Source organism: Streptomyces sp. NPDC004435 (genome assembly GCF_042873895.1).
Taxonomy (GTDB): domain Bacteria; phylum Actinomycetota; class Actinomycetes; order Streptomycetales; family Streptomycetaceae; genus Streptomyces.
In genome coordinates this window covers 42,577-68,105 of record NZ_JBIAMB010000009.1, presented here as the reverse complement: position 1 = coordinate 68,105, position 25,529 = coordinate 42,577, and the positions used below count along the sequence as shown (strand labels likewise).

The following is a 25,529-nucleotide window of genomic DNA, read 5'->3' as shown; positions in this document are numbered from 1 at the left end:
CCGATGACGACTCCGAATCCGGCACGGTTCCTCTGCTCCGACGCCGCTCGCCTGCGCGGAGACCCCCTCGTCGGCACGGCACCGTACGGCTCGGTCTGGATCCTCATCGAGTACCGGGCCGGCTGGCCGTTCAACGGCTTCGACGGAGTCGGTCTCGATCCCGACATCAAGGCACGGGTGAACGCCGCCGCACGCGCGATGCGCGCGCGCGTGCTGCTGATCCGACGCCACGGCCGCGGTCGTACCGACGAACGGCCACGATGGGCCGTACTCCGGTACGCATCGGGAGGCGCCCACCGCCAGGAATGGGGAACCTGGGACGACGACAGGGACCTGGCGGGGATCGTCACCGCCCTGGACGCACCCGGAGAACCGGGGCACCCGCCGGTCGTCCTCGTCTGCGCCCATGGCCTGCACGACACCTGCTGCGCCCTCCGCGGCCGTCCGGTGGCCCGTGCCCTGAGTGAGGCATGGCCACGGCTGGTGTGGGAGTGCACGCACGTGGGAGGCGACAGGTTCGCCGCCAACGTCGTCGTCGTTCCCGACGGTGTCTACTACGGCGACCTCGACGCCCCTTCGGCGGTGAGCGTGGTGGACGAACACCTGTCGAACCGCATCCACCCGGACCATCTGCGCGGCTACACGGACCTCACCCCGCCCCAGCAGGCGGCCCTGTCCGCCGTTCTCCGCCACGCGGGTCCATCGGGTCGGCACGACTACGTCGTCGAGGAGACGGTCAGGGACGACGACCGCCGGCGGATCCGCGTCACCGGCCGGCTCGCCGGACTGTCGGACTTCGAGGTCGAGGTCCACGCCCACCGGGCGCCGGCGCACCCGCTGACCTGCCGCGCCCTCTCCCCCAGCTCGGCGGTGTACTACGAAGTCACCTCGCTTCATGTACGCGAATCGGGTCGCGGCGACATGCCCGACCGCATCGTGTGAGGGCGCACGGTCGACGAGGAGCGGGCCCGGCCGGGAGTGAGCGGGGCGGCCGGCCGCGGCTCCACGCGGGGCGAGTGCGCCTCGCGTCGCGCCGACGACGAGTTCCGTGAACAGATCCGTGAACAGAACAGTGCGCTGCCGGTCAGACCGCGTCGACGACGTCCAGCACGTCCCCGGTGCCGGTGACGGCGAGGAGCCGCGTGAGCTGGCCGCTGAGCGGGCCGATGAGGATGTGCCGCTCGGGCCGGCTCCGTGTGTCGCCGAGTGCGTGGACGAGCGCGGAGTCGCCGAAGTTCACGCCCGCCAGGTCCAGCAGAACCAGTTCGACCTGCGGGGTGCGGACCGCGTCGAGGGCCTCACGCAGGCAGGGGACGGTGTCGGCGTCGAAGGCACCGCTCAGGAGCAGGGCGGCCGTGGTCGGGCAGCCGACAGGGGCGTAGCGCACGAGGGCGTCGCCGTGGTGGGCGCGCCAGGCCGGCGCACCGGCGACGAGTTGGAGGCGGGTGCGGGGCGTCTGGTGTCGGGGTCGGTCGGGTGTCACGTTGCGTCGCCTCGATCCGTGGGGGCGGCCCTTCGGCTGCGTGCACCCGCTGGCCTCCGCGGGATCCCAGGCGTCGGAGCCTGGCTTCGAGGCGACATCGCCGCCGACGGGAAGGTGGGACGTCGGCGGTAACCCGGATCGGTCCGGTCGTCCCACCATCCTCCACTGTGAGCCGGAACGCACATGTCGCAGGTCAGGACCGGTCTTCGAGGCGGCACGGCGCGGGGGCTGCCGCGCCGGACGCCCGGTCGGGGCGCGGCGTGGTGCTGCCCGCGGGCCGGTGGACCGTACGGGTTCGGGTCCGTACCGCTTCCCGGCGCGGAGGGCGGGGTCTCCGCCCGCCGTCGACGTACCGCTCGACGGTGGAGCGGAGTGGAGCGGGGGTACGGGTCAGCCCGCGGTCCAGCCGCCGTCGAGCGGCAGGGAGGTGCCCGTCAGGTAGCCGGAGTGCGGGCCGCAGAGCCACAGGACGGCGGACGCGACCTCCTCGGTCTCCAGGAGCCGCTTGACGGGCGAGCGGGCCAGCATGACGTTCGACAGGACGTCGCCCTCGCTGATGCCGTGGGCGGCGGCCTGGTCGCGGACCTGGCCCTCGACCAGCGGGGTGCGGACGTAGCCGGGGTTGACGCAGTTGCTGGTCACGCCGTGCGGGGCGCCTTCGATCGCGGCGACCTTGCTGAGTCCTTCGAGGGCGTGCTTGGCGGCGACGTAGGCGGACTTGTAGGCGCTGGCCCGCAGGCCGTGGACGCTGGAGACGTTGACGACACGGCCCCAGCCCTGCCCGTACATGTGCGGCAGCGTCCTGCGCATGAGCAGGAACGGGGCGGTGACCATGACGTTCTGGATGAGCTCGAAGCGCTCCGGGGGGAACTCGGTGAGCGGGGCGACGTGTTGGAGGCCGGCGTTGTTGACGAGGATGTCGACGGCGGCCGGGAGGCGGTCGATCGCGGCCCGGTCCGCGAGGTCGACCTCGTGCGCCACTCCGCCGGCGGCCTCGGCGACCGCCTCGGCGGCGGCGCCGTCCCGGTCCACGACGTGCACGGTGGCCCCCGCCTCCGACAGGGCCAGCACGCAGGCCCGGCCGATGCCGCTGCCGCCGCCGGTCACGAGCGCGGTGCGTCCGCTCAGGTCGGTCGCCGCGCCGGCCGGCAGGGCGGCCGGGGTGGGAAATGTGTTCGTCATGGCGGGAAACAGTAGGGAGAGCTCCGGGGCCCTCCCATGGATGAGGTCACCACAAAGCGAGGTGTTCTTGTGGTGGGGTGCACCACTGGCGGCCTCAGCGGCCGAGCGGGCAGCGGTTCACGAGCGTCGTGGGGTCCGCGCCGGCGGGCAGGGCGACGGTCTTGGAGGCCGGCGGGCGGGTGCCCGTGGAGAGCCACTTCTCCAGTGCCGTGAAGCCGCTGCGGTGGCAGGGTGTGAGCGGCCTGAGCTTGTCCGGGAAGACGTCGTACAGCGAGTCGGTGTGGGTGCCGCCCTCGATGCGGTAGTAGCGGTGCAGCGGTCCCCGGCCGGCGTCCCGGACCATGCGGGCGTAGACGTCGGAGTCCTCGCCGATCGGCAGGAGGGTGTCGAGGGTGCCGTGGAGGGTGATCAGGGGTTTGCCGATGCGGCCGGTGAGGGCGATCTTCGCGACGGCCCGGTGTACCTCGGCGGGCCGGGTCGCGTAGTCGTAGTCGGTGTCGCAGGCCGGGGTTCCGGACGCGCAGTACGGGGTGCCGGCCTCGGTCGCGCCGTCGAAGCCGGGGTCCACCTCCTCGCGGTAGATGCGCTGGGTGAGGTCCCAGTAGACCTGGTGGTGGTACGGCCACAGGAACTCGGTGCCGGCCGGGAAGCCGGCCGCGTGGAGGTCCCGGCGGGCCTGTTCGGCGCCGTCGCCGCCGGCCGCGTACACGGGGTAGGCGCGCAGCGCCTCGGGGAGGAAGTCCAGCAGGTTGGGGCCGTCGGCGCGCCAGAGGGTGCCTTCCCAGTCGACGCCGCCGTCGTACAGCTCGGGGTGGTTCTCCAGCTGCCAGCGGACGAGGTAGCCGCCGTTGGACATGCCGGTGGCGAGGGTGCGGGCCGGGGGCCGGTGGTAGCGCTGGGCGACGGCCGACCGGGCGGCGCGGGTGAGCTGGGTGAGGCGGTCGTTCCACTCGGCGACGGCGTCGCCGGGCGCGCGGCCGTCCCGGTGGAAGGCGAGGCCGGTGTTGCCCTTGTCGGTGGCGGCGTACGCGTAGCCGCGGGCCAGCACCCAGTCGGCGATGGCCCGGTCGTTGGCGTACTGCTCGCGGTTGCCGGGGGTGCCGGCGACGACGAGGCCGCCGTTCCACCGGTCGGGGAGGCGGATGACGAACTGGGCGTCGTGGTTCCAGCCGTGGTTGGTGTTGGTGATGGAGGTGTCGGGGAAGTAGCCGTCGATCTGGATGCCGGGGACCCCGGTGGGGACGGGGAGGTCCTTGGGGGTGAGTCCCGCCCAGTCGGCCGGGTCGGAGTGGCCGGTGGCGACGGTGCCGGCCGTGGTCAGTTCGTCCAGGCAGGCGGCCTGCTGGAGTTCGGCGCCCGGGACGCGGAGCTGGTCCATGCGGGCGCAGTGACCGGCGCCGTCTCCCCGCGCGGCGGGGCCGGGCGCGGCCGCCGCCGGGACGGCGGTGAGCGCCAGGGCGGTGACGGCGAGGGCGGTGAGCGCGTTGCGGCGCGGGGCGCGGGGTGGGGAGCCGAGCGAGAGACGCACGGGGGTGCCTCCGTGGTTCGGGGTTGCCGGGACCCGCGAGAGGCTATGACGCCGTTTCGGCCCGACCCATGGGCGTATCGCCCATTCTTGGCCGTCCGGTGGTGGTGGGCGGCACCATCCGCCTCCGGCTCCCGCGGGCGGTGTCGTGGCCCGGGTCCGGGACGGCGGTGTCCACCGGGGGAGGTGGTCGTCACCATGTCCCCCGGGCTCGGTGTGTGGACGGCAGCCATGGGCGGGCCCTGCGGCCGCTGCCTAGGCTCGCTGCCCATCGGTCGTATCGGCCACCGGCGCTGACCTGCGGGGTCGCCCGGTCGCCCGAGGGAAAGGGTCCGTATGGGTCTGGACAAGACGGTCGCGAGCGCGGCGGAGGCGGTGGCCGACATCTCCGGCGGCGCCTCCCTCGCGGTGGGCGGCTTCGGGCTGTGCGGGATACCCGGCACGCTGATCGACGCCCTGTGGCAGCGGGGGGTCGACGGTCTGAGGATCGTGTCGAACAACTGCGGCGTCGACGACTGGGGGCTCGGCCTGCTGCTCGCGGCGGGACAGATCTCCCGGATGACGAGTTCGTACGTGGGCGAGAACAAGGAGTTCGCCCGGCAGTACCTGAGCGGCGAGCTGGAGGTCGAACTCGTCCCGCAGGGGACGCTGGCGGAGCGGCTGCGGGCCGGCGGCTCGGGCATCCCGGCCTTCTACACCCCGGCGGGCACGGGGACGCAGGTCGGCGAGGGCGGGCTGCCGTGGCGGTACGCGGCGGACGGCGGCGTGGCGGTGGCGTCCCCGCCGAAGGAGACGCGGGAGTTCGGCGGCCGCCCGTACCTGCTGGAGGAGGGCATCACGACGGACTTCGCGCTGGTCCGGGCGACCGTCGGCGACCGGCACGGCAACCTCGTGTTCCGCTCCTCGGCCCGGAACTTCAACCCGCTGGCCGCGATGGCCGGGCGGGTCACGATCGCCGAGGTCGACCACCTCGTCGAGCCGGGCGAGCTCGACCCCGACGAGGTCCACCTGCCCGGCGTGTTCGTCCAGCGCGTGGTCCGGGTGACGCCCGGCGACCCGGCCGCGGAGCGGCGCGTCGAGCGCCGTACCGTCCGACAGGAAGGCGACGTGTGATGGCCCTGACCCGCGAGCAGATGGCGGCCCGCGCCGCCCGGGAACTCACCGACGGCAGTTACGTGAACCTCGGCATCGGGCTTCCCACGCTCATCCCCAACCACCTCCCGCCGGGCGTCGAGGTCGTGCTCCAGTCCGAGAACGGCATCCTCGGCGTGGGCCCGTACCCCACCGAGGACGAACTCGACGCGGACCTCGTCAACGCGGGCAAGGAGACGGTGACGACGCTGCCCGGCGCCTCCTTCTTCGATTCGGCCCTGTCCTTCGGGATGATCCGCGGCGGGCACATCGACACGGCGGTGCTCGGCGCCATGCAGGTGTCGTCGGCGGGCGACCTCGCCAACTGGATGATCCCCGGCAAGATGGTCAAGGGCATGGGCGGGGCGATGGACCTCGTCCACGGCGCCGGGCGGGTCGTCGTCCTCATGGAGCACACCGCGAAGGACGGCACGCCGAAGCTGGTCGAGACGTGCGGTCTGCCGCTGACGGGCCGTGCGGTCGTCCAGCGCGTGATCACCGATCTCGCCGTCGTGGACGTCACCCCCGACGGCTTCGTCCTGGCCGAACTGGCCCCCGGCGTCACCGTCGAGGAGGTCGTCGCGGCCACCGCGGCGCCCCTCCACGTACCGCGGGCCGTCGCGGCTCCGGCCTGACGGTCCCCCGCTCAGGCCGGCCGGTCCCCTTCCCGGCGCAGCCACGCGCCGCACGTCGCGTAGTCGGCGTCCGTGAGGCCGACGCGGGCGTCCACCCGCAGGAGCAGGGCGTGGCCCCGGTGGTGGGCGCCGACCCAGCTCCGGTCCCGGTCGGTGAGCTCGTCGTCGATCCAGACGAACGGCCGTCCCGCCGCCAGGTCGACGAGCGGCCGGGTCTTCCAGTGGAGTCCCTCGCGCCGGTCGTCCTCGGCGTCGGCGTCGGACGGCTCCGGCCAGGCGACGACGGCGAGCGGCGGCAGGCCGAGCACCGGGGCGACGCACTCGTTCGCGTCGTCCATCCACGTGGTCGCCCAGACCAGTTCGCAGGGCAGTGCGGCGAGCCGGGCTCCGTGCGCCGGGTCGATCCTCGCGAGGAGCGGGTTCACATCGGCCCCGTGGAGCGGGTGCGAGGCCGGTGCGAAGGTCGGATACCGCCCGGGCTCGGCGCCGAACGGGATCAGCGGGCCGTCGACGTCGAGGAAGAGGAGCGGAAGCCGCTCGGAGCCGGTCACAGCGGACGAGGATAACGGCCGGGGCGGGCGGGTCAGGCCTTCCGGACGTGGAGGGAGAAGCCGGTGCGGCCCTCGGGTTCCAGGCCCGGCTTGAGGTGCAGTGAGGGGATCTCGTAGTCGCCGAAGTTCTGGCGGCGGTACGGGATCGGCTCGGTCGATTCCAGGGTCAGCAGCCTCTGCCGAAACGCCTCGGCGGCCGTCTCGTACTCCTCGGCGGACATGCGGTCGCTGCCGTACAGCACGAACGGCGGCAGCGGCTCGATGCCCGGGTAGTAGAGGATCCCGTGGTGGATGGGGAACAGCAGGTCGTCGATGGGGCCGTTGATGCCGCGGGCCGCGTAGTGCGACGCGGGGCCGCCGACGGTCACCGACAGGAGGGCCTTCCTGCCCGCGAGGGTGCCCTCGCCGAAGCGTTCGCCGTAGCGGGTCTCGTCGTGCGGGCCGACGCCGTAGGCGAAGCGGTGGGTGAAGACCCGGTCGACCCAGCCCTTGAGGATCGCGGGCATGGTGTACCACCAGAGCGGGAACTGGAAGACGATCGTGTCGGCCCAGAGCAGCTTCTCCTGTTCGGCGAGGACGTCCGGGGTGAGCCGGCCGGCCTCGAAGGCCCGGCCCGAGTCCCGGGCGACCTTCAGCGGCTTCGACGCGTCGGGGCCGTAGTCCGCGGCGTCCACCGTGGCCTTCCAGTTCATCGCGTACAGGTCGCTGACGCGCACCTCGTGCCCGGCGCCCTCCAGGGTGGCGACCGCGAGGTCCTTCAGCGAGCCGTTGAGGGAGTTCGGCTCCGGGTGGGCGTGGACGATCAGCGTCTTCATGGGGGCTCCTCAGGTCGGATGGCCCGAGTCTGGCCGCGACGGCCGTCGTCGTTCAGGGGCGCCCGTACCGTCGGAACGGTCTTCCTGGTACCGGCAGGGCCACCCTGGGAGCGGCGGCGGGGCCGATACTGGAGCCATGGACGATCTCGCGGGCTTCCTGCGGACCCGGCGTGCCCGGGTCGACCCGGCCGGCGCCGGCATTCCGACGGACAGCCGGCGGCGGGTCGAGGGGCTGCGCCGCGAAGAGGTGGCGCACCTGTCCGGCGTCAGCGTCGACTACTACGTACGGCTCGAGCAGGGGCGGGCGACGCAGCCGTCCGAGCAGGTCCTCGACGCGCTCGCCCGGGTCCTCGGCCTGGACGAGACCGAGCGCGGGCACCTGTACCGGCTCGCGCGGCAGCGCCGCCGCCGGGCGAAGGCGCCGGGCGGGCGGGTGCGGCCCGAACTGCTGCGCGTCCTGGACCTGGTGACGGCCTCACCGGCGCTGATCATGGACCACCGGCTGGACGTGCTGGCCGGCAACCGCATGGCCGGGCTGCTGTACGGGCGTCCGGTGGCCGGCCTGAACAGCGCCCGGCACATCTTCCTGGACGAGGACGAGCGCGGGCTCTACGCGGACTGGGAGACGTGCACCCTGGACGTGGTCGGGCATCTGCGTCTGGCCGCCGGGAAGTACCCGGACGACCCCCGCCTGGCCTCTCTCGTCGGCGAACTGGCCATGGGCAGCGAGCGTTTCCGCCGGCTGTGGGCGCGTGCGGACGTCCGCGCCCGAACGCACGGCCGCAAGGCGTTCCGGCACCCGCTCGTCGGGCCGCTGGAGCTGCACCAGGAGAACTTCGCGCTGCCGGACGGATCGGGCAGGGAGCTGCTGGTGCTGTCCGCGGCCCCCGGCAGCCCCGCCGAGGACGGCCTGCGGCTGCTCGCGGGCCTGGCCCCGACCACCCCGGGCGAGCCGGCCACCCCCGGCGAGCCGACCAACCCCGGCGAGGCGGCCGCCCCCCGGGAGCCGGCCACCCGCGGCGAGCCGGCCACCGCCTCCCGGCCGGGCCGCCCGGCGGGGCAGGTGCCGCCGGTGTGATCCGTCCGGTTCATCCGGGCCGCTCGCCGGGCGTGGCGGGACCGATCGGCTTCGGGTGGCTCGTCCCGGCCTCCCTCCGGATCGGCGTCCGTCCCGCACGCGGGGGCGTGGCCGGGATGGCGCTGAGGCCTGTGGGGCGTGGGACCCGTCCGTCCCGCACGCGGGGGCGCGACCTTGTGGAGACCGCCCTCGGGGGCCACCTCCGTGTCTCCCCCGTGCGGCAGCCGCCTGGTCTACCGTGGAACCGACGCTCGGTCAGAAAGGTCCGGACGCACGGAAGGAGAGCGTGTCGTGAGTGTGCTGCCCCGTCCCGCCGCGCCCGGCATCCCCCGTACCGCGAACGGGATCGCGGCCGCGCTCGCACCGGGCCGCAAGGGGCCGTTCCTGGAGGAGCTGCTGGCGGCGCAGGCCGGGGCCGAGCAGTTGGCGGTGATGGACCGCTGGCATCTGCGGGCCGTCGCCGACACCCGGCGGACGGACGCCGACCGCGAGCGGGCGGCCTCGCTGCGGACCGGCGAGCGCGGCGGGGTCGCGCCGCTGGAGGCGGTCCTCGCCTCGCTCGGCCGGGCCCGGTGAGCCACGGCTTGACCGATCAGGCCGCCGCGGTCCTCTCGGCCATGTCCGCCCGGGCGCCCGAGGTGTTCGCCGCCACGGTCCGCGTCCTGAGCGCCGTCGCCGAGGCGCACGAGCGCGGGACCGTGCCGCCCGGTGCGAGCCCCACCGACCAGTGGGGCGATGTGTACGACCTCGACGTCCCCGGCCACCCCGTGCTGGTCGAGTGGTTCACCGGGGACCCGGAGGCGGTGACCTTCACCCGCGTCACCTGGCTGGAGGCCGGCCGGTAGGCCGTGGCCCCGGAAGCGGGCGGGGGTCGTGGGCGGAGGGCGGCCCGGAGGGGGCGGGTGGCTCGGGGGCGGAGAGTGGCTCAGGGGCAGCGGGTGGCTCGGGGGCGCGTTCGCCGCGTCGGTGCCCGGCCCTCGCCGGTCTGCCGAGGAGGACTCCGCAGAGGACGAGGCCCAGGCCGCCGAGCTGCTGGAGGGTCAGCGACTCCCCGGCGACCGCCACGCCCAGCAGGACGCCCGTCACCGGGTTGAGCAGCCCGAGCAGGCCCACGGTCGCGGCGGGCAGGTGCCGCAGTCCGGCGAACCAGACGGTGAAGGCCAGGGCGGTCGCGACCAGCGAGACGTAGGCGAAGGCGAGGAGCGCCGAGGGGGAGAGCCCGGGCGGCGCGCCCTCCACGACCGCGGCGACCGGGAACAGCAGGAGTCCGCCGGCGGTGAGCTGCCAGGCGGTCGAGGCGAGCACGTCGACGTCGGTGCTCCACCGTTTCGCGAGGATGTGGCCGAAGGCCGAGACGAGCATGGCGGCGACGGAGGCGAGGATGCCGCCCGTGCTGACGGTGCCTGCCCCGGTGAGCAGCATGAGGGCCACTCCCGTCAGACCGACGACGGCCCCGGCCAGGTGGGCGACGCCGGGGCGCTCCGCGATCAGGGCCCACGCGATGAGCATCATCGCCAGCGGCGACACCGCCATGACCGTGGAGGCGACGCTCGTCGGCAGCAGCTGGGAGGCGGCGTAGACGAGGACGAAGAACAGGCTGACGTTGAGCAGTCCGAGGACGGCCGAGCGCCACCACCAGTCGCCGCGGGGCCGCTTCCTCGACAGGGCCAGCAGGACGGCTCCGGCGGGCAGCGCGCGGAGGGCGGCGCCGTACAGCGGGCTGTCCGCGGGCAGGAACTCGTGGGTGACGAAGTAGTTCGCCCCCCAGGCCACCGGCGCGACGGCGGTCAGCACGGCCCAGCGATTGGCTTCCATGGAAGCCAATATATATCTTCCATGGAAGCTATGATGCCGGTCATGGACGATCCGCCCCCACGGGACCGCGTGGCCCGCATCCAGGCCGACTGGCGCCGCGAACGCCCCGACCTCGACGTCTCCCCCCAGGGAGTCATCGGCCGCCTGCACCGGCTGGCCGACCGCCTCGCCGGCGAGCTGCGCCTCGTCTACGACCGGTACGGGCTCGGCGAGGGGGAGTTCGACGTCCTGTGCGCCCTGCGCCGGGCCGGCGCCCCCTTCGAGCGCGCCCCCGGCGAGCTCGCCGCGCACACCATGGTCACGACGGGCGCGATGACCAAGCGCATCGACCGGCTGGAGCGCGCCGGTCTCGTCGCCCGCCGCCGCGCGGACGACGACCAGCGCGGCCGTATCGTCGCCCTCACCGGCCCCGGCCGCGAGCTGATCGACCGCGCCTTCACCGACCACATGCACAACGAACGCCGGCTCCTCGACCTGCTGACACCCGCCGAGGCCGAGGCCCTGGAGCCCCTCCTCGCGGCCTGGCTCGGCCGCCTGGAGCCCGGGCCGTGAGGGGAGCCCGGCACCTCAGACCGTGAAGCACGCGCCGGGGTCGGCGTGCCGGACCTCCCCCGGGAACTCGGCGGCGGCCCCCGCGACCGCCTCGGCGGGCTCCGTCCCGGGTCCCACGTGGGTCACGACGAGCCGCCGGGCTCCCGCCAGGGCGGCGCTCCGCCCGGCCTGGGCGGCCGAGTGGTGTCCGGCGCTCTCCCCGTCGGCCTCGCAGACGAAGAGGTCGCAGTCCCGGCCGAGTTCGACGAGCGCCGGACAGGGCTCGCAGTCGCCCGAGTAGACGAGCGAGCGGCCGCGGGCGTCCTCGACGCGGAGTGCGAAGGCGGGCATGCCGTGCTCGACGGCCCGCGCCCGCAGGATGAGTCCGCCGACGCCGGCGACGTGCCCGTCGGTCAGCTCCCCGAAGGCGAAGGCCCGCTCCACGGGGCTTCGCTCGGGGCCGTTGGTGAGGAAGCCCGCCAGCCGGTCGGCCGTGCCGGGCGGCCCGAAGAGGGGTACGGGCAGGGTGAGTTCGAGATCGGCGTACAGCAGGCCGTAGTAGGCGGTGAGCAGGTCCGCGCTGTGATCGGCGTGCAGGTGGGAGATCCAGATCGCGTCGATCTCGCCGAGGCCGGCGTGTCTCTGGAGCTCTCCGAGCGTGCCGCTGCCGGCGTCCACCCACACCCGGGCGCCACCGCCCTCGACGAGATAGCCGGAACAGGCGTTCCCCGGCCGGGGGAACGGGGTGGCGGAGCCGAGCACGGTGATCCGCAGCGCGTCGTCGGTCATGGACCGACCCTAGGCCGGTTCTTCGGGATCCTGTCGGGCTCGCGACCCGGACCTGTGCGATGAGCCCGATTTGCCGTTTCGGCAAGAGGACTGGCCCGGGCGCGGAGGGCTGGGCGACGGTGGGGCCATGCCCGATGACATCGTCACAGACGCCCCCGCCGCCGACCGTCTCCCGTCCTCCGACACTCCTCCGTTCGCCGACGGCTACGTCGGGGATCCCGCCGTGCGCGACGACTGGGACGCGCTCTACTCCGAGCGGGAGCAGCTGTGGAGCGGGCAGCCCAACGGGGCGCTGGTCGCGGAGGTCGCCGACCTCTCCCCCGGCCGGGTGCTCGACGTCGGCTGCGGCGAGGGGGCGGACGCCATCTGGCTCGCCCGCGCCGGCTGGGACGTCACCGCCCTGGAGGTCTCGGGCGTAGCGCTGCGGCGGGCCGTCGTCCACGCGCGGGACGCCGGTGCGGAGGTGCGCTGGGTCCACGCCGGGCTGACCGACGCGGCGCTCCCGCCGGGCTCCTTCGACCTGGTCTCCGCCCAGTACCCGGCGCTCCTCCGCACCCCCGGGGCCACGGCCGAGCACGCGCTGCTCGCGGCCGTCGCCCCCGGCGGCGTGCTGCTGGTCGTCCACCACGCGGGCATGGACGAGCACCACGCGGAGCGGGACAGCGCGTTCGACCCCGCGGACTACGTCCGGCCCTCGATGGTCTCCACGCTGCTCGGCGACGACTGGCGGGTGGAGGTGGACGAGGAGCGTCCCCGCGTGGTGCCCGAGGGCGGCGCCGGCGCGCACCACCACCACGACATCGTGCTGCGGGCCCGCCGCCTGCGCTGACGCACACCGCGTCCGGCGCCGCGGGAGGGCTCCGCGGGAGGGCTCCGCGTATATCGCCGCGCATATCGTCGGCGTATCGAGAAGCCGATACGCCGACGCAACCGCCGGCCGTGTCCCATGAGGGCATGAACGACGACTCCGTACTGCCGGATCAGCTCCAGCGCGCCCGCGGGACCCTGCTCGCGGGCCTGGCGGTCCTGGGCGTGGCGGGGGCCCTGTACACGCTGCGCGGGCCGCTCCTGATGTCCGCGCCGGCGTGCGTGTCGGGGCGGTGGGACCGCTGCCTCGGCACGTTCAACGGCGTGGTGCTCATGACGCTGGTCACGGTGCCGGTCGCGCTGCTGGTGGCGTGGAGCCTGGCGCGCGTGCGGCGAGGCATCGGGGTCGCGGACCCGTGGCGGAGGTCGCTGGCCGAGGTGGGCATGGTGCACGGGACAGTGCCGTTCCTGTGGCTGACGCTCATGCCGGGCGGCGGCGCCGGGGTGGCGCCGCCTCGGGTGAGCCTCGTACCGCTGCGGGATCTGGTCACCATGGGCCCGCTCGGCATCGGCGGCAATCTGCTGGTCCTCGCCTCGCTCGGCTTCTTCGCGCCGATGCGGTACGCGGCCGTGGCGTCGGTGCCGCGGATCCTGGCGCTCGGGGCGGGCTGCTCGGTCCTGATCGAGACCGCGCAGTACGTCCTGCGGCTGGACCGGGTGTCCTCCGTGGACGACGTCCTCGTCAACGCCGCCGGCGCCGCCCTGGCCGGGCTCGCGTCCCGCCGCTGGTGGCGACGCACGACGCCGCGTCCACCGGCGCCCTCTCGTGTTGCCTAGGCTTCGGCCATGCGCGTACTGATCGTGGAGGACGAGCCCGACCTGGCCGAGGCCGTCCGTGACGGTCTCCGGCTGGAGGCGATCGCCGCCGACGTCGCCGGCGACGGCGACGCCGCCCTGGAGCTGCTCGCCGTCCACGCCTACGACCTGGCCGTGCTCGACCGCGACATCCCGGGGCCGTCGGGCGACGAGGTCGCCCGCCGGATCGTGGCGTCCGGCAGTGGCATCCCGATCCTCATGCTCACCGCCGCCGACCGCATCGACGACAAGGCGTCCGGATTCGCGCTCGGCGCCGACGACTACCTGACCAAGCCGTTCGAGCTGCGGGAGCTGGTGATGCGCCTGCGGGCGCTCGACCGCAGGCGCGCGTACGCGCGGCCCCCGGTCCGCGAGCTGGCCGGTCTGCGCGTCGATCCGTTCCGCCGGGAGGTCTTCCGCGACGGGCGGTACGTGGCGCTGACCCGCAAGCAGTTCGCGGTGCTCGACGTCCTGGTCGCCGCCGAGGGCGGGGTCGTGAGCGCCGAGGAGCTGCTGGCCCGGGCGTGGGACGAGAACGCCGACCCGTTCACCAACGCCGTCCGCATCACCGTCTCCGCCCTGCGCAAGCGGCTGGGCGAGCCGTGGATCATCGCCACCGTGCCGGGGGTCGGCTACCGCATCGACCTCGGCCTGCCGGACTCGGACCCTTCGGGTGGGTAGGCGCCCGGGCCTCAGCGTCCGGCTGAGACTCACCCTCAGCTACGCCGGTTTCCTGACCGTCGCGGGCGCCCTCCTGCTGGCGGTGGTGTGGGGTTTCCTGCTGCGGTACGTCCCCGACAACTCCCAGGGCCTCCTCGGGGTGTCGCCCAACCGCTACCTGCTGGTGCGGACCTTCGCACCCGCGGCGGCGGTGGCGATGGGCTTCCTGCTCGTGTTCGGCCTCGTCGGCGGGTGGCTGCTCGCGGGCCGGATGCTGGCGCCGCTCACCCGGATCACGGCCGCGGCGCGGACGACCGGGACAGGCTCGCTCTCCCACCGGATCCGGATGGAGGGCCGGCAGGACGAGTTCCACGAACTCGCCGACGCCTTCGACTCCATGCTCGACCGGCTGGAGTCGCACGTCGCGGAGCAGCGGCGGTTCGCCGCGAACGCCTCCCACGAGCTGCGCACCCCGCTCGCCGTCACGCAGGCGCTGCTCGACCTCGCCCGCGAGGATCCCTCCCGGGACCGCGACGAACTCCTCGCGCGCCTGCGCACCGCCAACACCCGCGCGATCGATCTCACCGAGGCGCTGCTGCTGCTCGGCCGCAGCGAACGCGGACCCGTCGGCCGCGAACGCGTCGACCTCTCCCTCGTCGCCGAGGAGGCCGCCGAGACGCTGCTCCCCCTCGCCGAGCGGCGCGGGATCGCGCTCGACGTGACGGGCGGGGCGGCCTGGACCGCCGGCTCCCCCGAGCTGCTCCTGCGGATGGTGACGAACCTGGTCCAGAACGCGGTCGTGCACAACCTGCCGTCCGGCGGCACCGTCACGGTCCACACCGAGGCGCGGGACGGCGTCAGCGAGGTCCGGGTCGAGAACTCGGGCGCCCCGCTCCCTCCGGAACTGGTGCCGACCCTCACCGAGCCCTTCCAGCGGGGGACGGAACGCGTCCGCACCGGCGAGCACGCGGGCGTGGGCCTCGGCCTGGCGCTCGTCCACAGCATCGTCCGCGCCCACGGCGGCACGCTCACCCTGCTCCCCCGCCCCGCCGGCGGTCTCCTGGTGACGGTCCTGCTGCCCGACGCGCCGTGATGCCTGACGGTCCTGCCGCCCGACGCGCGGGAGAGACTGCGGCCCGGTCCGCCGGTGCGGCCGGCGGTCGTTCACGCCGACGGACCATCCGGTCGGCGGGCAGGGTGCCGCGTACGATCGAGCGATGCAGGCACCTGTGACGCTCCACGTGGACCCGACTCCGCACGCTCCGGCGCTCGTTCTCCGGCCCTGGTGCGCGGAGGACGCCACCGCCCTGGTGGGGATCTCCGGAGACCCCGCCCTCCGCCGCTGGACGAGCCTGTCGTTCGAGCGCGAGGACGAGGGCGCGCGCTGGATCCAGGAACAGGAGCGGGACTGGGCAGGGGGCCTGCGGTTCGCCTTCGCCGTCCTGGAGGTGACGGGGGACGGCACGCCTCCGCTCCTCGTCGGCGGCACCGTCCTCAAGGACCTCGCCCCCGGCAGCCCCACCGCCGAGGTGGGCTACTGGACGGCGGCCCGCGCCCGGGGCCGGGGCGTGGCCCCCCGCGCCCTGGCCGCCCTCACCACGTGGGCCGTGGACACCTTCGTCGACGACGGCCTGCTGTGGCTCGAAGCCCTCCACCAGATGGACAACGAGGCGTCCTGCCGCGTCGCGGAGAAGTGCGGCTACGCCTACGACCGCACGCTGCCCGCCACCCCTCCCGACTTCCCCCTCGACGGCCATCTCCACAAACGGCGCGCAGCCTAGTTCCGGTCGTCAGTCCACTCCCCTGATCCGCCGGACCAGGACCGCACCGGCCAGCCCCAGTGCGGCGGACACCAGGTACAGCGCCCGGTAGCCGCCCAGGTGGTTAACGAGCGGGGCGGCCAGGGCGGGGGCGGCCACCTGGGGCAGGGCGTTGGCCACGTTGATGACGCCGAGGTCCTTGCCGCGGTCGTGGGCGGTCGGCAGGACGTCCGTCATCAGCGCGAAGTCGACGGAGGTGAAGACGCCGAAACCGATTCCGAGGAGAGCGGCGGCGACGAGCGCCCCGTTCCACGTCTGCCACCCCGCGAGCATCCCGGTCGCCACGGCCATCAGGACGCCGGACCACAGGACGAACGGCTTGCGCCGTCCGATGCGGTCCGACCAGACCCCGCCTGCCACCACGGTGGCGAGGAGGGTGACGCCGTTGACCGCGGTCAGGATCAGGACCCCGGTCCCCGGATCGGGATGGTGCAGCCGGTCACGCAGGTAGTAGAAGAGGTAGAGCAGGACGAGCGCGTTGCTCAGGTTGATGAGGAAACGGGTCAGCCAGGCCCAGGCGAGGTCGGGGTACGCGCGCGGGCTCAGCCAGAACCCGGCCGCGAAGCGCCGCCAGGACCAGGCGGGCCGGTCGGCGACGGCGAGCCGCAGGTCCGGATGGCGGAGCACGTACGGGGCCACGCCCACCAGCGTGAACACGGCGCAGGCCACGTACCCGGCGCCGATCCCGCCGACGGCCGTCGCGAGGCCCGTGCCGGCGACCACGCCGAGGATCTGCGCGGCGCCCAGCCAGCCGCCCACGACGCCCCGCTGACCGCGCGGCACCCGGTCCGGCACGGCGGCGGTGACGGCGGCGAAGGCCGCGTTCAGCGTCAGCTGCACCAGGCACCAGCCGGCGAAGAGCACCCAGACCGCGTCCGCGGACCCGAGCAGCAGCAGGGAGAGCGCGCCGCCGGCCGCGCCCGCCACGATCCACGGCGTGCGCCGCCCGTGGCGGGACACGGTGCGGTCCGACAGCGCCCCGAACAGCGGGTTCGCGGCCAGGGACACCACGGCGCCGACGCCGGTCACCCAGGCGAGCAGCGACTCCTTCGACAGTCCGGAGCCGGGCGCGAAGCTCTCGGCCTGCTGGGCGAGCAGGATCTGCAGCGGCCCGTACCAGCCCACCCATATCGCGCCGTTGGCCAGCGACAGCGCGGCCGTCCAGCCGCGTCCGACCCGTTCGGCCGGCTCCTCCAGGGCGAGGGCGGTCATGCCCGCTGGGCCCGCAGGGCGTCCCGCAGCCAGCCGTACGACGCCTTCGGCGTGCGCTCCTGGGTCGCGTAGTCGACGTGCACGAGCCCGAACCGCTTCGTGAACCCCTCGGCCCACTCGAAGTTGTCGACGAGCGACCACACGAAGTAGCCGCGGACGTCGACCCCGGCCTCCAACGCCCGGTGCAGCGACCGCAGATGCCCGTCCAGGTAGGTGATCCGCGCCTGGTCGTCGACGCCTTCGTAGGCGCAGCCGTTCTCGGTGATCACGACGGGCGGCAGCCGGTCGCCGTACCGGTCGCGGAACGAAGTGAGGAGTTCGGTCAGTCCGTCCGGGACGACGGGCCAGCCGAAGTCCGTCACCGGGTACCCCTCGATCTCCCGCACGGAGAAGGGAAGTTCGGCGGGGAGGGTGAGGCCGGAGAACTCCACGTCCTCGGCGCGCGGCGCGCCCACCTTCGTCGGCTGGTAGTAGTTGATCCCGTACCAGTCGAGCGTGCCCTCGGAGATCACCTTGAGGTCGGCGGCCACGTCGGCGCCGGGCATGAGCTCGCCGAATCCGTCCGGGTAGCGGCCGAGGAGCAGCGGGTCGGAGAAGAGCCGGTTGAGGATGATGTCGTAGAGGTCGGCGGCTCCGGCGTCGGCCGGTTCGGCGGAGGCGGGCCAGGTCGGTCCGTGCGAGTTGGCGATGCCGATGTCGGTCGCGCCGGCCGCGCGCAGGGCGCCGGCGGCGAGGCCGTGTGCGAGGAGCTGGTGGTGGGCGACCGGCAGCGCGTCGAAGAGGAGCTTCCGGCCCGGGGCGTGCTCGCCGAGCGCGTGCCCCAGGAGGGTGTGCTCGGCGGGCTCGTTGAGGGTGATCCACTTCTTCACGCGGTCGCCGAGCCGCTCCGCGACGGTCTGCGTGTACGCGGCGAAGCGGGAGGCCGTGTCGCGCTCCAGCCAGCCGCCCGCCTCCTCGATCGCCAGCGGCAGGTCCCAGTGGAAGAGGGTCGGCACCGGCCGCACCCCCTGCGCGCACAGCTCGTCGACCAGCCGGTCGTAGAAGTCCAGCCCGCCGGGGGCGAGCACACGCGGCCAGGAGATCGAGAAGCGGTACGCGTCCACCCCGAGGTCCCGCACGAGCGCCACGTCTTCCCGGTACCGGGCGACGTGGTCGCACGCCACCTCCGCCGTGGACCCGTCCCTGATCCGCCCGGGCTCGGCGCTGAACGCGTCCCACACGGACGGCAACCGCCCGGAGACGGCACCCTCGATCTGATGGGCGGCGGTGGACACGCCCCACAGGAAACCGGGCGGGAACTTCGGAAGAGCATCCGGGGAAGCAGCCATGGCCGCGATCATCCGTACCGGCCGGTAGAGAAGTCAACACCCGTGCGAAAAGTGCAAATCGACCGCGGGAAGCCTCAGCTTTCGCCGCCGGTCCGGTCGGGCCGTGTGCCGAACGGACCTCACGTACAGTGCGGTGGCAGGCCGGACGGCGGGGTGCGGAGGCGGGGCAAGTGGTGCTGGGGACGGGGCGGTTGTGGGTGGAGGGGTGGGCCGTCGCACGGCGGGTGGCGGCGCCGGTGGAGGTGCCCTGGGGACTGCGGGTCGAGGTGGGTCGGCCCTCCCAGGTGGTACGGCACGTCCTGCTCGGGGCCGATGACACGACCGCACGCGGGCTCATCGGGTCGGTCACCGAACCCACCACGTGCGTCAAGGCGTTCATGACGTCCGAGGCCATGCGGCCCTGGTTCACGCCCGCTTGGGAGCCGGTCGAGCCCTGCTTCCTCATGGCCGTCGCGCTGCGCCCCGCGCCCGTGCGCGCGCCGGAGGGGTACGACGTCGATGTCGAGGTCGCCGACGGCGTCGTCTCCGTGCGGGTCCTGAGCGCCGGCGGGGAGCTCGCCGCCGCCGGACTCGCCGGACTGACCGGGGACGCCTGCGTCTTCGACCAGATCGTCACCGAACCGGCGCACCGGCGCCGCGGCCTCGGCACGCTCGTCATGGGCGCGCTCACCGAGGCCGCCGCCGAGCGCGGGGCGGCCTCGGGCGTGCTCGGCGCGACCTTCCCGGGCCGAGGGCTGTACGAAGCGCTCGGCTGGAAGGTCCTCGCCCCGTTGAACGGGTTCGTGTACCGGTCCTAGCCGGTCGAGCCGTCGAGCATTTCGCGCAGGATGTCCAGGTGGCCGTTGTGGCGGGCGGTCTCCTCCGTGAGGTGGAGGAGGATCCAGCGCAGGTCGACGTGGACGCCGCCCCTGATGGGGCGCTGTGCGCGGGTGTCGAGGGAGTGTTCGGCGACGAGCGCACGGTAACGGGCGCTCTGTTCCGCGTACTCGTCGAGGAGCTGCGGGAGGGGGAAGTCGACCGCGACCCGCATCTCGCGGTCGGGGTCCTCGTCCGTCCAGGGACCCTCGTCCTCGTGGCCCAGGAAGACCACCTGGAACCAGTAGTACTCGACCCAGCGCAGATGGTTCACAAGTCCGCTCATGGTCATCAGCGGAGAGCCGGGCAGGAGCGCCCGGCGGGCGTCTTCCGCGGAGACGCCGTCGCACTTGGCGCGGGTGGTGTCACGTGCGTAGTCGAGGAACGTGGTGAGCTGGCTGCGCTCGTCCCACGCGGGCGGTGTGTCGTCGATTCTGGTCATCGCGCGCAGCCTCCCCGATCTTGGGGACGGGTGTCGAGGGAATTTCCGCCGCCCCGGTCCGGGTCCCGGTCGCGCCCCGCTTCTCACGGCACGTCACGCCTCCGGGTCGTGGACCCGCAGGTCGTAGAGGTAGGAGCGGTCGTCCTTGAAGCTGCGCCAGACGCCCCTCGGCGGCTCGGGGCCGTCGGCGCGCCCGTCGAGCGGATACGCGGTGACGAGGCCGCCGCCGATCGCGCAGTGCCACCCCTCCCCCGGCGACCAGACGCACCGGACGGCCCCGTCGGTCCGGCGGTAGGCGGGACGGCCGTGGTGCTCCCCGTCGCGGGTGAAGAGGTGGCGGAGGCCGTCGGTGTGGCGCACGAAGGCGAAGACGGAGAGCGCGGTCGTCATGTCCGTACGGTAGACGCCGGTCCCGCGCGCGCTACCCCTTCGGAGAGGCGCCGGACCCGCCGGACGATCCACGGGCACGGGACCCGGAACCGGTGCTGCCGCGGGTGCCGGTGCCCGCGACCGTACGTCCGAAGGCCAGGTCGAAGATCCGCCGCCACCGCACCGGCGGCGTGGGGAGGACGACGCCGGGGCGGTCGCGCGGCACCAGGACCCGCAGGGCGAGCGGGCGGAGCGTGCACACCACCGGCGTGGGCATCCGCAGTGCCTCGCCGTCCACCGCCACCGGGATCTCCGCCTCCTCCGAGGTCACCTCGACGCGCTGCGCGGACAGGACGGTCAGGCCCGAGGACTGCGAGCCCCGCACGGCCAGGTCGGCCGCCTGCGCCGCGTCCTCCACCCGGATGCCGAGCACGCCCAGCTCGCCGTCGTCGAGCCGGGGGCGGCGGCCGCCGCCGCTCAGCTCGTCCGGCGAGATGTACGGGTTGTTGCTGACGAGCAGCGCCTGCTGGGAGGAGAGCTCCGTGTCGTCGACCCGCGCGTCGAGTCGCCGCACGCCTTCGCCGACGAGCAGGTCGGGCATGACGGCCAGGGCCGTACCGGCCTTGTCGTCGCGGTACTCGGGGCGCTGGACGACGTCGGCGTAGACCCCGAAGGAGACGGTGTTGACGAAGGGCCGGCCGTCGACGTCGCCGAGGTCGACCCGCAGCTCCTCGCCGTCCGTCAGCGCGTCGAGGCACCGCGCCGGGTCGGAGCGGTCGAGGCCGAGGTCCATGGCGAAGTGGTTCCGGGTGCCGGCCGAGACCACGAGGAACGGCAGGCCGTGCTCGGCCGCCACCGCCGCCACCAGCGCCTGCGTGCCGTCACCGCCGGCCACACCGAGGAGGTCCGCGCCGTCCGCCACCGCCTCCCGGGCCAGCGCGGCGACGTCGGCCGGGGCGGACGGGTCGAGCAGGACGACGCGCGCGCCGAGGGCTTCCGCCCGTTCGACGAGGCCGAAGCGGCCGACCTTCCCGCCCCCGGACTTCGGGTTCATGATGAGGACGGGACGGACCGGCGGGGTCGCGGGGACAGCCGGTGTCGGCCGGGGCGGGCGTGACCTGCGCAGGGCGGCCCGGGCACAGGCCAGGGCGGCGCCCCAGCAGAGGGCGAGGACCAGGGCCGTCAGCCAGAGTCCGTCGTGGGCGAAGAGGACGAGGACGCCGACGGGCGCCGCGACGGCGACGAGCACCCCGAGCAGCCGCATCGCGCCCCGGTGGGCGATCAGCCACCACACGCCGGCGGCGCAGAGCACGATCCCGAGGAATCCGGCGATGATCACTTTGAGGCCGCCCTCGCCGACGGCCACCCCGAGCACGACCAGGGAACCGACCGCCGCGAGCAGTGCGAGCCTCGCCAGCAGCCGGGCGGCCTGGTTCGTCCCGTGCCCCGTCGTCCGCGCCTCGATCATGGTGTCCTCTCCCCGCCCTGCCCGTGAGCCGGTCCGAGGCACCAGCCTGCCCACTTCCGGAGCGCGGGGCATCCCCGCGGGGCCGTGCGGATGAAGGGCCCGTCCGGCGCGCCGTTCCCTCGGACACGGTCCCCGCCCTGCCGGTCGCCGGGGCCGCGTCACCGTGGGGAGGTGGCCGGGGACGGTCCGCGCGTGGCCTCGTCCGCCGTACGTTCGCCGTACGTTCGCCGTACGACCGCTGCCGCATCAGGCCGCGGAGCCCCCTCTGCGGTGCGGTGCTCCGCCGTCAGCAGGCGCCGAACGACCAGAAGACCCCGACCTCGTCCTCGTTCACCGCGATCACGCCCAGGTCGTCGACGATGTCCAGCCCCTTGACGTACTCGGTGGTGGCGCAGCGGTGCGAGCGGGTCCCCGCGAGTCCCGCGGCGACGAAGTCGGGGCTCGCGCCGTCCGCGGCCGCGGTGGCGTTGGTCCAGAGGCCGGCGGCGGGGCCGTACCGGTCGAGGAGGGTACGGGCGTCCGCCAGGATCCTGGCGCGGTCGGGGCTCGGACGGGAGCGGACGGGCGCGGGCTCCGCCTGCCACTCCTCGGACATGACGGCCAGCGCGGCGACCGCCGTGTCGAGGCCCACGGGGTGAAGACGGGCGGGGAGTTCGGCGATGGCCAGGGGGTCGAAGGGGTGGTCGGGGAAGGTGTGGCGGACGTCGTCGAGACGGTCGCGGTCCAGACGGATCCAGCCCCGGGGGTCACGGACGGACCGGCGCATCACCGCGCGGACGTCGTCCGCCCAGTCGCGGTGCAGCCGGGGGCCTGCCGCGACGAAGGTGTAGGGGTCGTCCAGCAGGCGCAGCGCGGCCGCGTTCCACGGGCTGCGGCGGCCGCGGAACTCCGCCAGCAGGCCGCCGACCCGGCGTACGAAGTCGTCCCGGGGCGTGCGGGGAAGGCGCCTGAGCCGGTCGAGGGCCCAGGAGTGGAGTGCGTCCGGGTCGTCCACCCCGGCCGCGGGCGACCGCTCCGGCTCCTCGGCTCCAGGCTCGATTCCGGGCTCGATTCCGGGCTCGGAGCCCGGCCCGGAGAACGGACCGGCGCCCGGCTCGGCGGTCCCGTCCCAGAGGGCCTCCAGGTACGCGTCCAGCCGATCCAGCGCGGTCCGGTCCGGGGACGGGGCCTCGTGGGGAAGCGGGGGCATCCGGGTCACCCTAGGCGGCGCGGAGCCGCACCCCGTACCGCTCCCGAAGCCTTCTGAGCTCCCACCAGGCGAGCGCCGTGACCGAGGCGGGGCCGCCCAGGATCGCGGCGAGCTGGACGGGGACGGGGCCCGGCGGCATGCCGGAGAAGGCGAGGTTGACGGCGGCCAGTTCCCAGACGAGGACGCCGGTGACCAGGGCGGGCAGCGCGGCGTGGACGCGGGAGAGGCCGAAGACGGAGGGGACGAGGGTGAGGGAGGCGAAGACCACGTAGCTGAGCATCCAGACCGACGGGAACAAGAGGCCGATCGTGATCACCGGACGGAAGGACTCGAAGAGCTCGCTCAGCGCCACCATGGTCGCGAAGAGCAGCGGCACGGCCGTGAACGCGCCGAAGTACCAGAGCGCCGCGCGGCCCGAGGCGCCCAGGTGGGAGCGCATGAAGGGGCGGGCCGACGGGGGCGCGAGGCGGAACACCGCCAGGATGATCAGCGGGGCCGTGAGGAGCACCAGCCAGGGTGTCGTCGTGACCCTCAGCAGGTACTGGGCCTGGAGCTCCTCGAGGTCCTGTCCCGTGCCGTAGGCGAGGAGGATCAGGAAGCTCGCCGCCAGCGCGGCCCAGGCGCGGGCGTCCTGGACCCGCTTCATGAACGGGTCCACCACGCGGGGGTACGCCTGGACGGGGAACCGGCGGTGGGCCTGCCGGGCCGCCGTGCGGGCCAGCGGGTACCAGAGCGCGAACAGCATGAAAGGCCAGAGGCAGAACAGCATGAGCGCCCAGGCACACCCGTGGAGACGTATCCGCCGCAGCAGGTTCATGGGGGCGGGCCAGTCGCCCTCCCGGAAGCGGACCCAGCCCGAACGCCGGAGGGCGGAGGGGGCGTACGCGGGCTGCGGGGGGATGCCCGCGCCGGGAGGAGGCGGGGGCGGCGCCCAGGCCGGGCCGGCGGGGTGTCCGTAACCGTAGCCGTAGCCGTTTCCACGCCCGCCGCCGGCCCCCTGGTCATACGGGTTCCGTCCCCCGTCGGTCACGTCTGTTCCCCTTTCCGCACGCACTGCTTGCACCGCCCGTCCGCCGGTCACCCGCCGGAGCCGCCCTTGATCGACTCCTCGCGGAGGGGCAGCCGGACCGGTTCTACCATCTCGTCCGGCTCGGGGCGGAACCCGCCGACTCCTGGACGGTCGCGGGGCGTTGGCGGGCGGCCGGGAGAGACCTGGCAGGTTCGCACGGCCGGGGCCGGGAGCGTCGGCGAGGTACGGGAGGAACCGGCGGCCCGGCGCGGCCGGGGCTGCGGGCGTCGGCGAGGAGCGGGAGGGGCCGGCTGCCTCGCACGGCCGGGGCTGGGGCCGTCGGCGAGGAGCGGGAGGAACCGGCGACCTCGCACGGCCGGGCTGGCGGGCGATCAGGACGCGTGCGGCAGGCCCCATGTCTGGAGGACGAAGGGGCGGCCCTTCTCCTGCCCCTCGATCAGGGGTACGTCGAGGAGGGTGAAGCCGGCCCTGGTGGCCACGGCGACGCTGGAGGTGTTCTCCGCCTCCAGCTCCAGGACCACCCGCTCCGCGCCCAGTTCCGCGCGGGCGAACGCGGCCATGACCCGCACCGCGCGGACGGCGAGCCCCTGCCCCCGGTGGGCGGGGCCGATGGCGTATCCGAGCTCCACGCCTCCCGGGACGCGCCGCAGCATGCCCTCGCCGAGCGGCGCGCCGCCGTCGACCGTGATCGCGAAGAGCAGCGCCTCCCCGTCCGCCCGCAGCTTGCGGGCCCGCTCCAGCCGTGCGACGGCCGCCCGCGCGTCGAAGGGCGAGACGATCGGCGTCCAGTAGGCGACGTCGGGGTCCTCGAACAGGACCGGCATCGCGGGCAGGTCCGACTCCGTCCACTCCCGCAGGACGAGACCTTCCCCTCTCAGCTCGGTCCTCTCGGGGAAGGGGGAGGAGGTCGTGGTGGTGCTCATGCGCGGTTCCTTCCTGGCCTCGGCGACGAGGCAGCATATCGGGACGATCATCGGTTCGTCCGATATCCGGAATCGCGTGCGGGTCCGCGTCCGCGGCCTCCCCCACCGTGCTCGCCCTCAGGCGGAGGGCGTGAGGAGGCCGTTGAGCTCGGGGTAGTCGATGCCGTCCCGCAGGGAGTCGTAGCCGCCGGTGCCGAGCAGGTCGGCCGCCGCGCGTCGGGCGACGGCGTACGCGGCCTGGGCCACGCCCGAGCCGAGGCTGACGCGGGCCACGCCCAGGGCGCCCAGTTCGGCCACCGTCGGGGCGCCGGGGCCGGCCAGGACGTTGAGGGGGACGGGGAGGGCGGCGGCCAGCTCCTTGATCAGGGCGGGGTCGGTGACGCCAGGGACGAAGACGCCGTCCGCGCCGGCGTCCACGTAGGAGCGTGCCCGGTCCAGCGTGTCCTGGAATCGGGTGGCGGGGTCGCCGAGCCCCTTCAGGTACGTGTCGACGCGGGCGTTGAGGAAGAGGTCGGCGCCCGCGCGCGCCGCCGCCGCCCGGGCGCCCGTCAGCCGCGCGGCGAGGTCCTCCGGCGGGCGCGTGCCGTCCTCGATGTTGACGCCCGCGACACCCGCCTCCACCAGCCGGGCCACCGTGTCCGCCACCTCGGCGGGGGTCCGGCCGTAGCCGCCCTCGATGTCGACGGTGACCGGGACGGCGACCGCCGCCGCGATGCGGGCGACGAGGTCCAGCACGAGGTCCCGCGAGACGCGGTCCCCGTCCGGGGCGCCGAGCGACCAGGCGACACCGGCGCTGGTGGTCGCGATCGCCGGGGCACCGGCGGCCTCCACGATCCTGGCGCCCGCCACGTCCCAGACGTTGGCGAGCGCGAGCGGACGGGCGGGCGTGTGGAGGGAGCGGAAGAGCGAGGTGTCGCTTGCGTCGATCATGGGTTCAGACAAGCAGGGGGCGGATCGCGTTGTCCGGCAGAATTCCGACATCGACGTGATCCGTCCCCTCCGGCGCCACCCGTGGGCACATCGGTTCGAAATTCAC

29 protein-coding genes are annotated in these 25,529 nt (G+C 74.3%); 13 read left to right on the top strand and 16 right to left on the bottom strand.

Features of this window, described 5'->3' with window-relative positions; translation table 11 throughout:
• The first annotated feature begins 3 nt into the window (after positions 1–3).
• Positions 4–942, top strand: coding sequence for a sucrase ferredoxin (locus ACFYT9_RS18025; RefSeq protein ID WP_389164823.1), 939 nt, complete (start codon positions 4–6; stop codon positions 940–942).
• A 142-nt stretch (positions 943–1,084) separates the two neighbouring features.
• Here the strand turns inward: ACFYT9_RS18025 and ACFYT9_RS18020 are convergent, their stop codons facing one another.
• The 3 genes from ACFYT9_RS18020 to ACFYT9_RS18010 form a co-directional block, all read right to left on the bottom strand.
• Entirely contained in the window at positions 1,085–1,483 is a 399-nt protein-coding gene (locus tag ACFYT9_RS18020; protein ID WP_389164820.1) for an STAS domain-containing protein, read from the bottom strand.
• Positions 1,484–1,873: 390 nt separating this feature from the next.
• Positions 1,874–2,665 (bottom strand): 3-hydroxybutyrate dehydrogenase, encoded by a 792-nt coding sequence (locus tag ACFYT9_RS18015; protein WP_389164817.1) that lies wholly within the window; start codon positions 2,663–2,665, stop codon positions 1,874–1,876.
• A gap of 94 nt (positions 2,666–2,759) precedes the next feature.
• Positions 2,760–4,193, bottom strand: a complete 1,434-nt coding sequence (locus ACFYT9_RS18010; protein WP_389164814.1) for a tannase/feruloyl esterase family alpha/beta hydrolase — start codon at positions 4,191–4,193, stop codon at positions 2,760–2,762.
• A gap of 333 nt (positions 4,194–4,526) precedes the next feature.
• Here ACFYT9_RS18010 and ACFYT9_RS18005 point away from each other — a divergent pair, with 333 nt between their 5' ends.
• The gene (locus tag ACFYT9_RS18005; RefSeq protein ID WP_376602822.1) at positions 4,527–5,303 is read left to right on the top strand and encodes a CoA transferase subunit A; all 777 of its coding nucleotides are present in this window, start codon (positions 4,527–4,529) and stop codon (positions 5,301–5,303) included.
• Entirely contained in the window at positions 5,303–5,956 is a 654-nt protein-coding gene (locus ACFYT9_RS18000; RefSeq protein WP_376602823.1) for a CoA transferase subunit B, read from the top strand. The genes ACFYT9_RS18005 and ACFYT9_RS18000 overlap by 1 nt, the downstream gene beginning before the upstream one ends.
• Positions 5,957–5,967: 11 nt before the next feature.
• Here ACFYT9_RS18000 and ACFYT9_RS17995 read toward each other — a convergent pair whose 3' ends face one another.
• On the bottom strand, positions 5,968–6,507 hold the full coding sequence (locus tag ACFYT9_RS17995) for an HAD domain-containing protein (protein WP_389164811.1): 540 nt from the start codon (positions 6,505–6,507) through the stop codon (positions 5,968–5,970).
• Between the two features lie 32 nt (positions 6,508–6,539).
• Positions 6,540–7,322, bottom strand: coding sequence for an NAD(P)H-dependent oxidoreductase (locus tag ACFYT9_RS17990; RefSeq protein WP_389164809.1), 783 nt, complete (start codon positions 7,320–7,322; stop codon positions 6,540–6,542).
• 136 nt (positions 7,323–7,458) lie between these two features.
• Here ACFYT9_RS17990 and ACFYT9_RS17985 point away from each other — a divergent pair, with 136 nt between their 5' ends.
• The 3 genes from ACFYT9_RS17985 (at position 7,459) to ACFYT9_RS17975 (ending at position 9,245) form a co-directional block, all read left to right on the top strand.
• Positions 7,459–8,400 (top strand): helix-turn-helix transcriptional regulator, encoded by a 942-nt coding sequence (locus ACFYT9_RS17985; RefSeq protein ID WP_389164806.1) that lies wholly within the window; start codon positions 7,459–7,461, stop codon positions 8,398–8,400.
• Between the two features lie 291 nt (positions 8,401–8,691).
• Complete coding sequence (locus tag ACFYT9_RS17980; protein WP_389164804.1) at positions 8,692–8,976, top strand: hypothetical protein; 285 nt, start codon at positions 8,692–8,694, stop codon at positions 8,974–8,976.
• A gap of 8 nt (positions 8,977–8,984) precedes the next feature.
• Positions 8,985–9,245, top strand: a complete 261-nt coding sequence (locus ACFYT9_RS17975) for a hypothetical protein (RefSeq protein WP_389164801.1) — start codon at positions 8,985–8,987, stop codon at positions 9,243–9,245.
• Here ACFYT9_RS17975 and ACFYT9_RS17970 read toward each other — a convergent pair.
• The gene (locus tag ACFYT9_RS17970; protein ID WP_389164798.1) at positions 9,220–10,215 is read right to left on the bottom strand and encodes an EamA family transporter; all 996 of its coding nucleotides are present in this window, start codon (positions 10,213–10,215) and stop codon (positions 9,220–9,222) included. The two genes, ACFYT9_RS17975 and ACFYT9_RS17970, sit on opposite strands and share 26 nt — an antisense overlap.
• Before the next feature lie 42 nt (positions 10,216–10,257).
• Here ACFYT9_RS17970 and ACFYT9_RS17965 point away from each other — a divergent pair, with 42 nt between their 5' ends.
• Positions 10,258–10,767, top strand: a complete 510-nt coding sequence (locus ACFYT9_RS17965; protein WP_389164795.1) for a MarR family winged helix-turn-helix transcriptional regulator — start codon at positions 10,258–10,260, stop codon at positions 10,765–10,767.
• 15 nt (positions 10,768–10,782) lie between these two features.
• Here the strand turns inward: ACFYT9_RS17965 and ACFYT9_RS17960 are convergent, their stop codons facing one another.
• Positions 10,783–11,535 carry an MBL fold metallo-hydrolase gene (locus ACFYT9_RS17960; protein WP_389164792.1) on the bottom strand — a complete coding sequence of 251 codons (753 nt, stop codon included), beginning with the start codon at positions 11,533–11,535 and terminating at the stop codon, positions 10,783–10,785.
• Positions 11,536–11,662: 127 nt separating this feature from the next.
• Between ACFYT9_RS17960 and ACFYT9_RS17955 the strand changes: the two genes are divergently transcribed.
• The 5 genes from ACFYT9_RS17955 to ACFYT9_RS17935 all read left to right on the top strand — a co-directional run bounded on the left by ACFYT9_RS17955 (position 11,663) and on the right by ACFYT9_RS17935 (position 15,638).
• On the top strand, positions 11,663–12,364 hold the full coding sequence (locus ACFYT9_RS17955; protein WP_389164789.1) for a class I SAM-dependent methyltransferase: 702 nt from the start codon (positions 11,663–11,665) through the stop codon (positions 12,362–12,364).
• A gap of 125 nt (positions 12,365–12,489) precedes the next feature.
• Positions 12,490–13,179, top strand: a complete 690-nt coding sequence (locus ACFYT9_RS17950) for a VanZ family protein (RefSeq protein ID WP_389164787.1) — start codon at positions 12,490–12,492, stop codon at positions 13,177–13,179.
• A 9-nt stretch (positions 13,180–13,188) separates the two neighbouring features.
• Positions 13,189–13,878, top strand: coding sequence for a response regulator transcription factor (locus ACFYT9_RS17945; RefSeq protein ID WP_389164786.1), 690 nt, complete (start codon positions 13,189–13,191; stop codon positions 13,876–13,878).
• On the top strand, positions 13,871–14,950 hold the full coding sequence (locus ACFYT9_RS17940) for a sensor histidine kinase (RefSeq protein WP_389164783.1): 1,080 nt from the start codon (positions 13,871–13,873) through the stop codon (positions 14,948–14,950). The genes ACFYT9_RS17945 and ACFYT9_RS17940 overlap by 8 nt, the downstream gene beginning before the upstream one ends.
• 124 nt (positions 14,951–15,074) lie before the next feature.
• Positions 15,075–15,638: a GNAT family N-acetyltransferase gene (locus tag ACFYT9_RS17935; protein ID WP_389164780.1), complete on the top strand. Its 564-nt coding sequence runs from the start codon at positions 15,075–15,077 to the stop codon at positions 15,636–15,638.
• A 9-nt stretch (positions 15,639–15,647) separates the two neighbouring features.
• On the opposite strand, the gene ACFYT9_RS17930 is transcribed toward ACFYT9_RS17935, so the two are convergent.
• Both ACFYT9_RS17930 and ACFYT9_RS17925 read right to left on the bottom strand, forming a co-directional pair.
• Positions 15,648–16,889, bottom strand: a complete 1,242-nt coding sequence (locus tag ACFYT9_RS17930; protein WP_389164778.1) for an MFS transporter — start codon at positions 16,887–16,889, stop codon at positions 15,648–15,650.
• Positions 16,886–18,229, bottom strand: a complete 1,344-nt coding sequence (locus ACFYT9_RS17925; protein WP_389164776.1) for a GH1 family beta-glucosidase — start codon at positions 18,227–18,229, stop codon at positions 16,886–16,888. The genes ACFYT9_RS17930 and ACFYT9_RS17925 overlap by 4 nt, the downstream gene beginning before the upstream one ends.
• Before the next feature lie 158 nt (positions 18,230–18,387).
• On the opposite strand from ACFYT9_RS17925, the gene ACFYT9_RS17920 reads away from it, so the two are divergent.
• Entirely contained in the window at positions 18,388–19,014 is a 627-nt protein-coding gene (locus ACFYT9_RS17920; protein WP_389164773.1) for a GNAT family N-acetyltransferase, read from the top strand.
• Here the strand turns inward: ACFYT9_RS17920 and ACFYT9_RS17915 are convergent.
• The 7 genes from ACFYT9_RS17915 to ACFYT9_RS17885 all read right to left on the bottom strand — a co-directional run bounded on the left by ACFYT9_RS17915 (position 19,011) and on the right by ACFYT9_RS17885 (position 25,423).
• On the bottom strand, positions 19,011–19,514 hold the full coding sequence (locus tag ACFYT9_RS17915) for a DinB family protein (protein ID WP_389164771.1): 504 nt from the start codon (positions 19,512–19,514) through the stop codon (positions 19,011–19,013). The genes ACFYT9_RS17920 and ACFYT9_RS17915 overlap by 4 nt on opposite strands.
• A gap of 93 nt (positions 19,515–19,607) precedes the next feature.
• Positions 19,608–19,904, bottom strand: a complete 297-nt coding sequence (locus ACFYT9_RS17910) for a hypothetical protein (protein WP_389164769.1) — start codon at positions 19,902–19,904, stop codon at positions 19,608–19,610.
• 31 nt (positions 19,905–19,935) lie between these two features.
• Positions 19,936–21,351, bottom strand: coding sequence for a diacylglycerol/lipid kinase family protein (locus ACFYT9_RS17905; protein WP_389164767.1), 1,416 nt, complete (start codon positions 21,349–21,351; stop codon positions 19,936–19,938).
• Positions 21,352–21,637: 286 nt separating this feature from the next.
• Positions 21,638–22,540, bottom strand: coding sequence for a hypothetical protein (locus ACFYT9_RS17900; RefSeq protein WP_389164765.1), 903 nt, complete (start codon positions 22,538–22,540; stop codon positions 21,638–21,640).
• 10 nt (positions 22,541–22,550) lie between these two features.
• Positions 22,551–23,570 (bottom strand): hypothetical protein, encoded by a 1,020-nt coding sequence (locus tag ACFYT9_RS17895; RefSeq protein WP_389164762.1) that lies wholly within the window; start codon positions 23,568–23,570, stop codon positions 22,551–22,553.
• A gap of 371 nt (positions 23,571–23,941) precedes the next feature.
• Positions 23,942–24,493, bottom strand: a complete 552-nt coding sequence (locus tag ACFYT9_RS17890; RefSeq protein WP_389164760.1) for a GNAT family N-acetyltransferase — start codon at positions 24,491–24,493, stop codon at positions 23,942–23,944.
• Between the two features lie 117 nt (positions 24,494–24,610).
• Entirely contained in the window at positions 24,611–25,423 is an 813-nt protein-coding gene (locus ACFYT9_RS17885) for an isocitrate lyase/phosphoenolpyruvate mutase family protein (RefSeq protein WP_389164757.1), read from the bottom strand.
• Positions 25,424–25,529 lie beyond the last annotated feature (106 nt).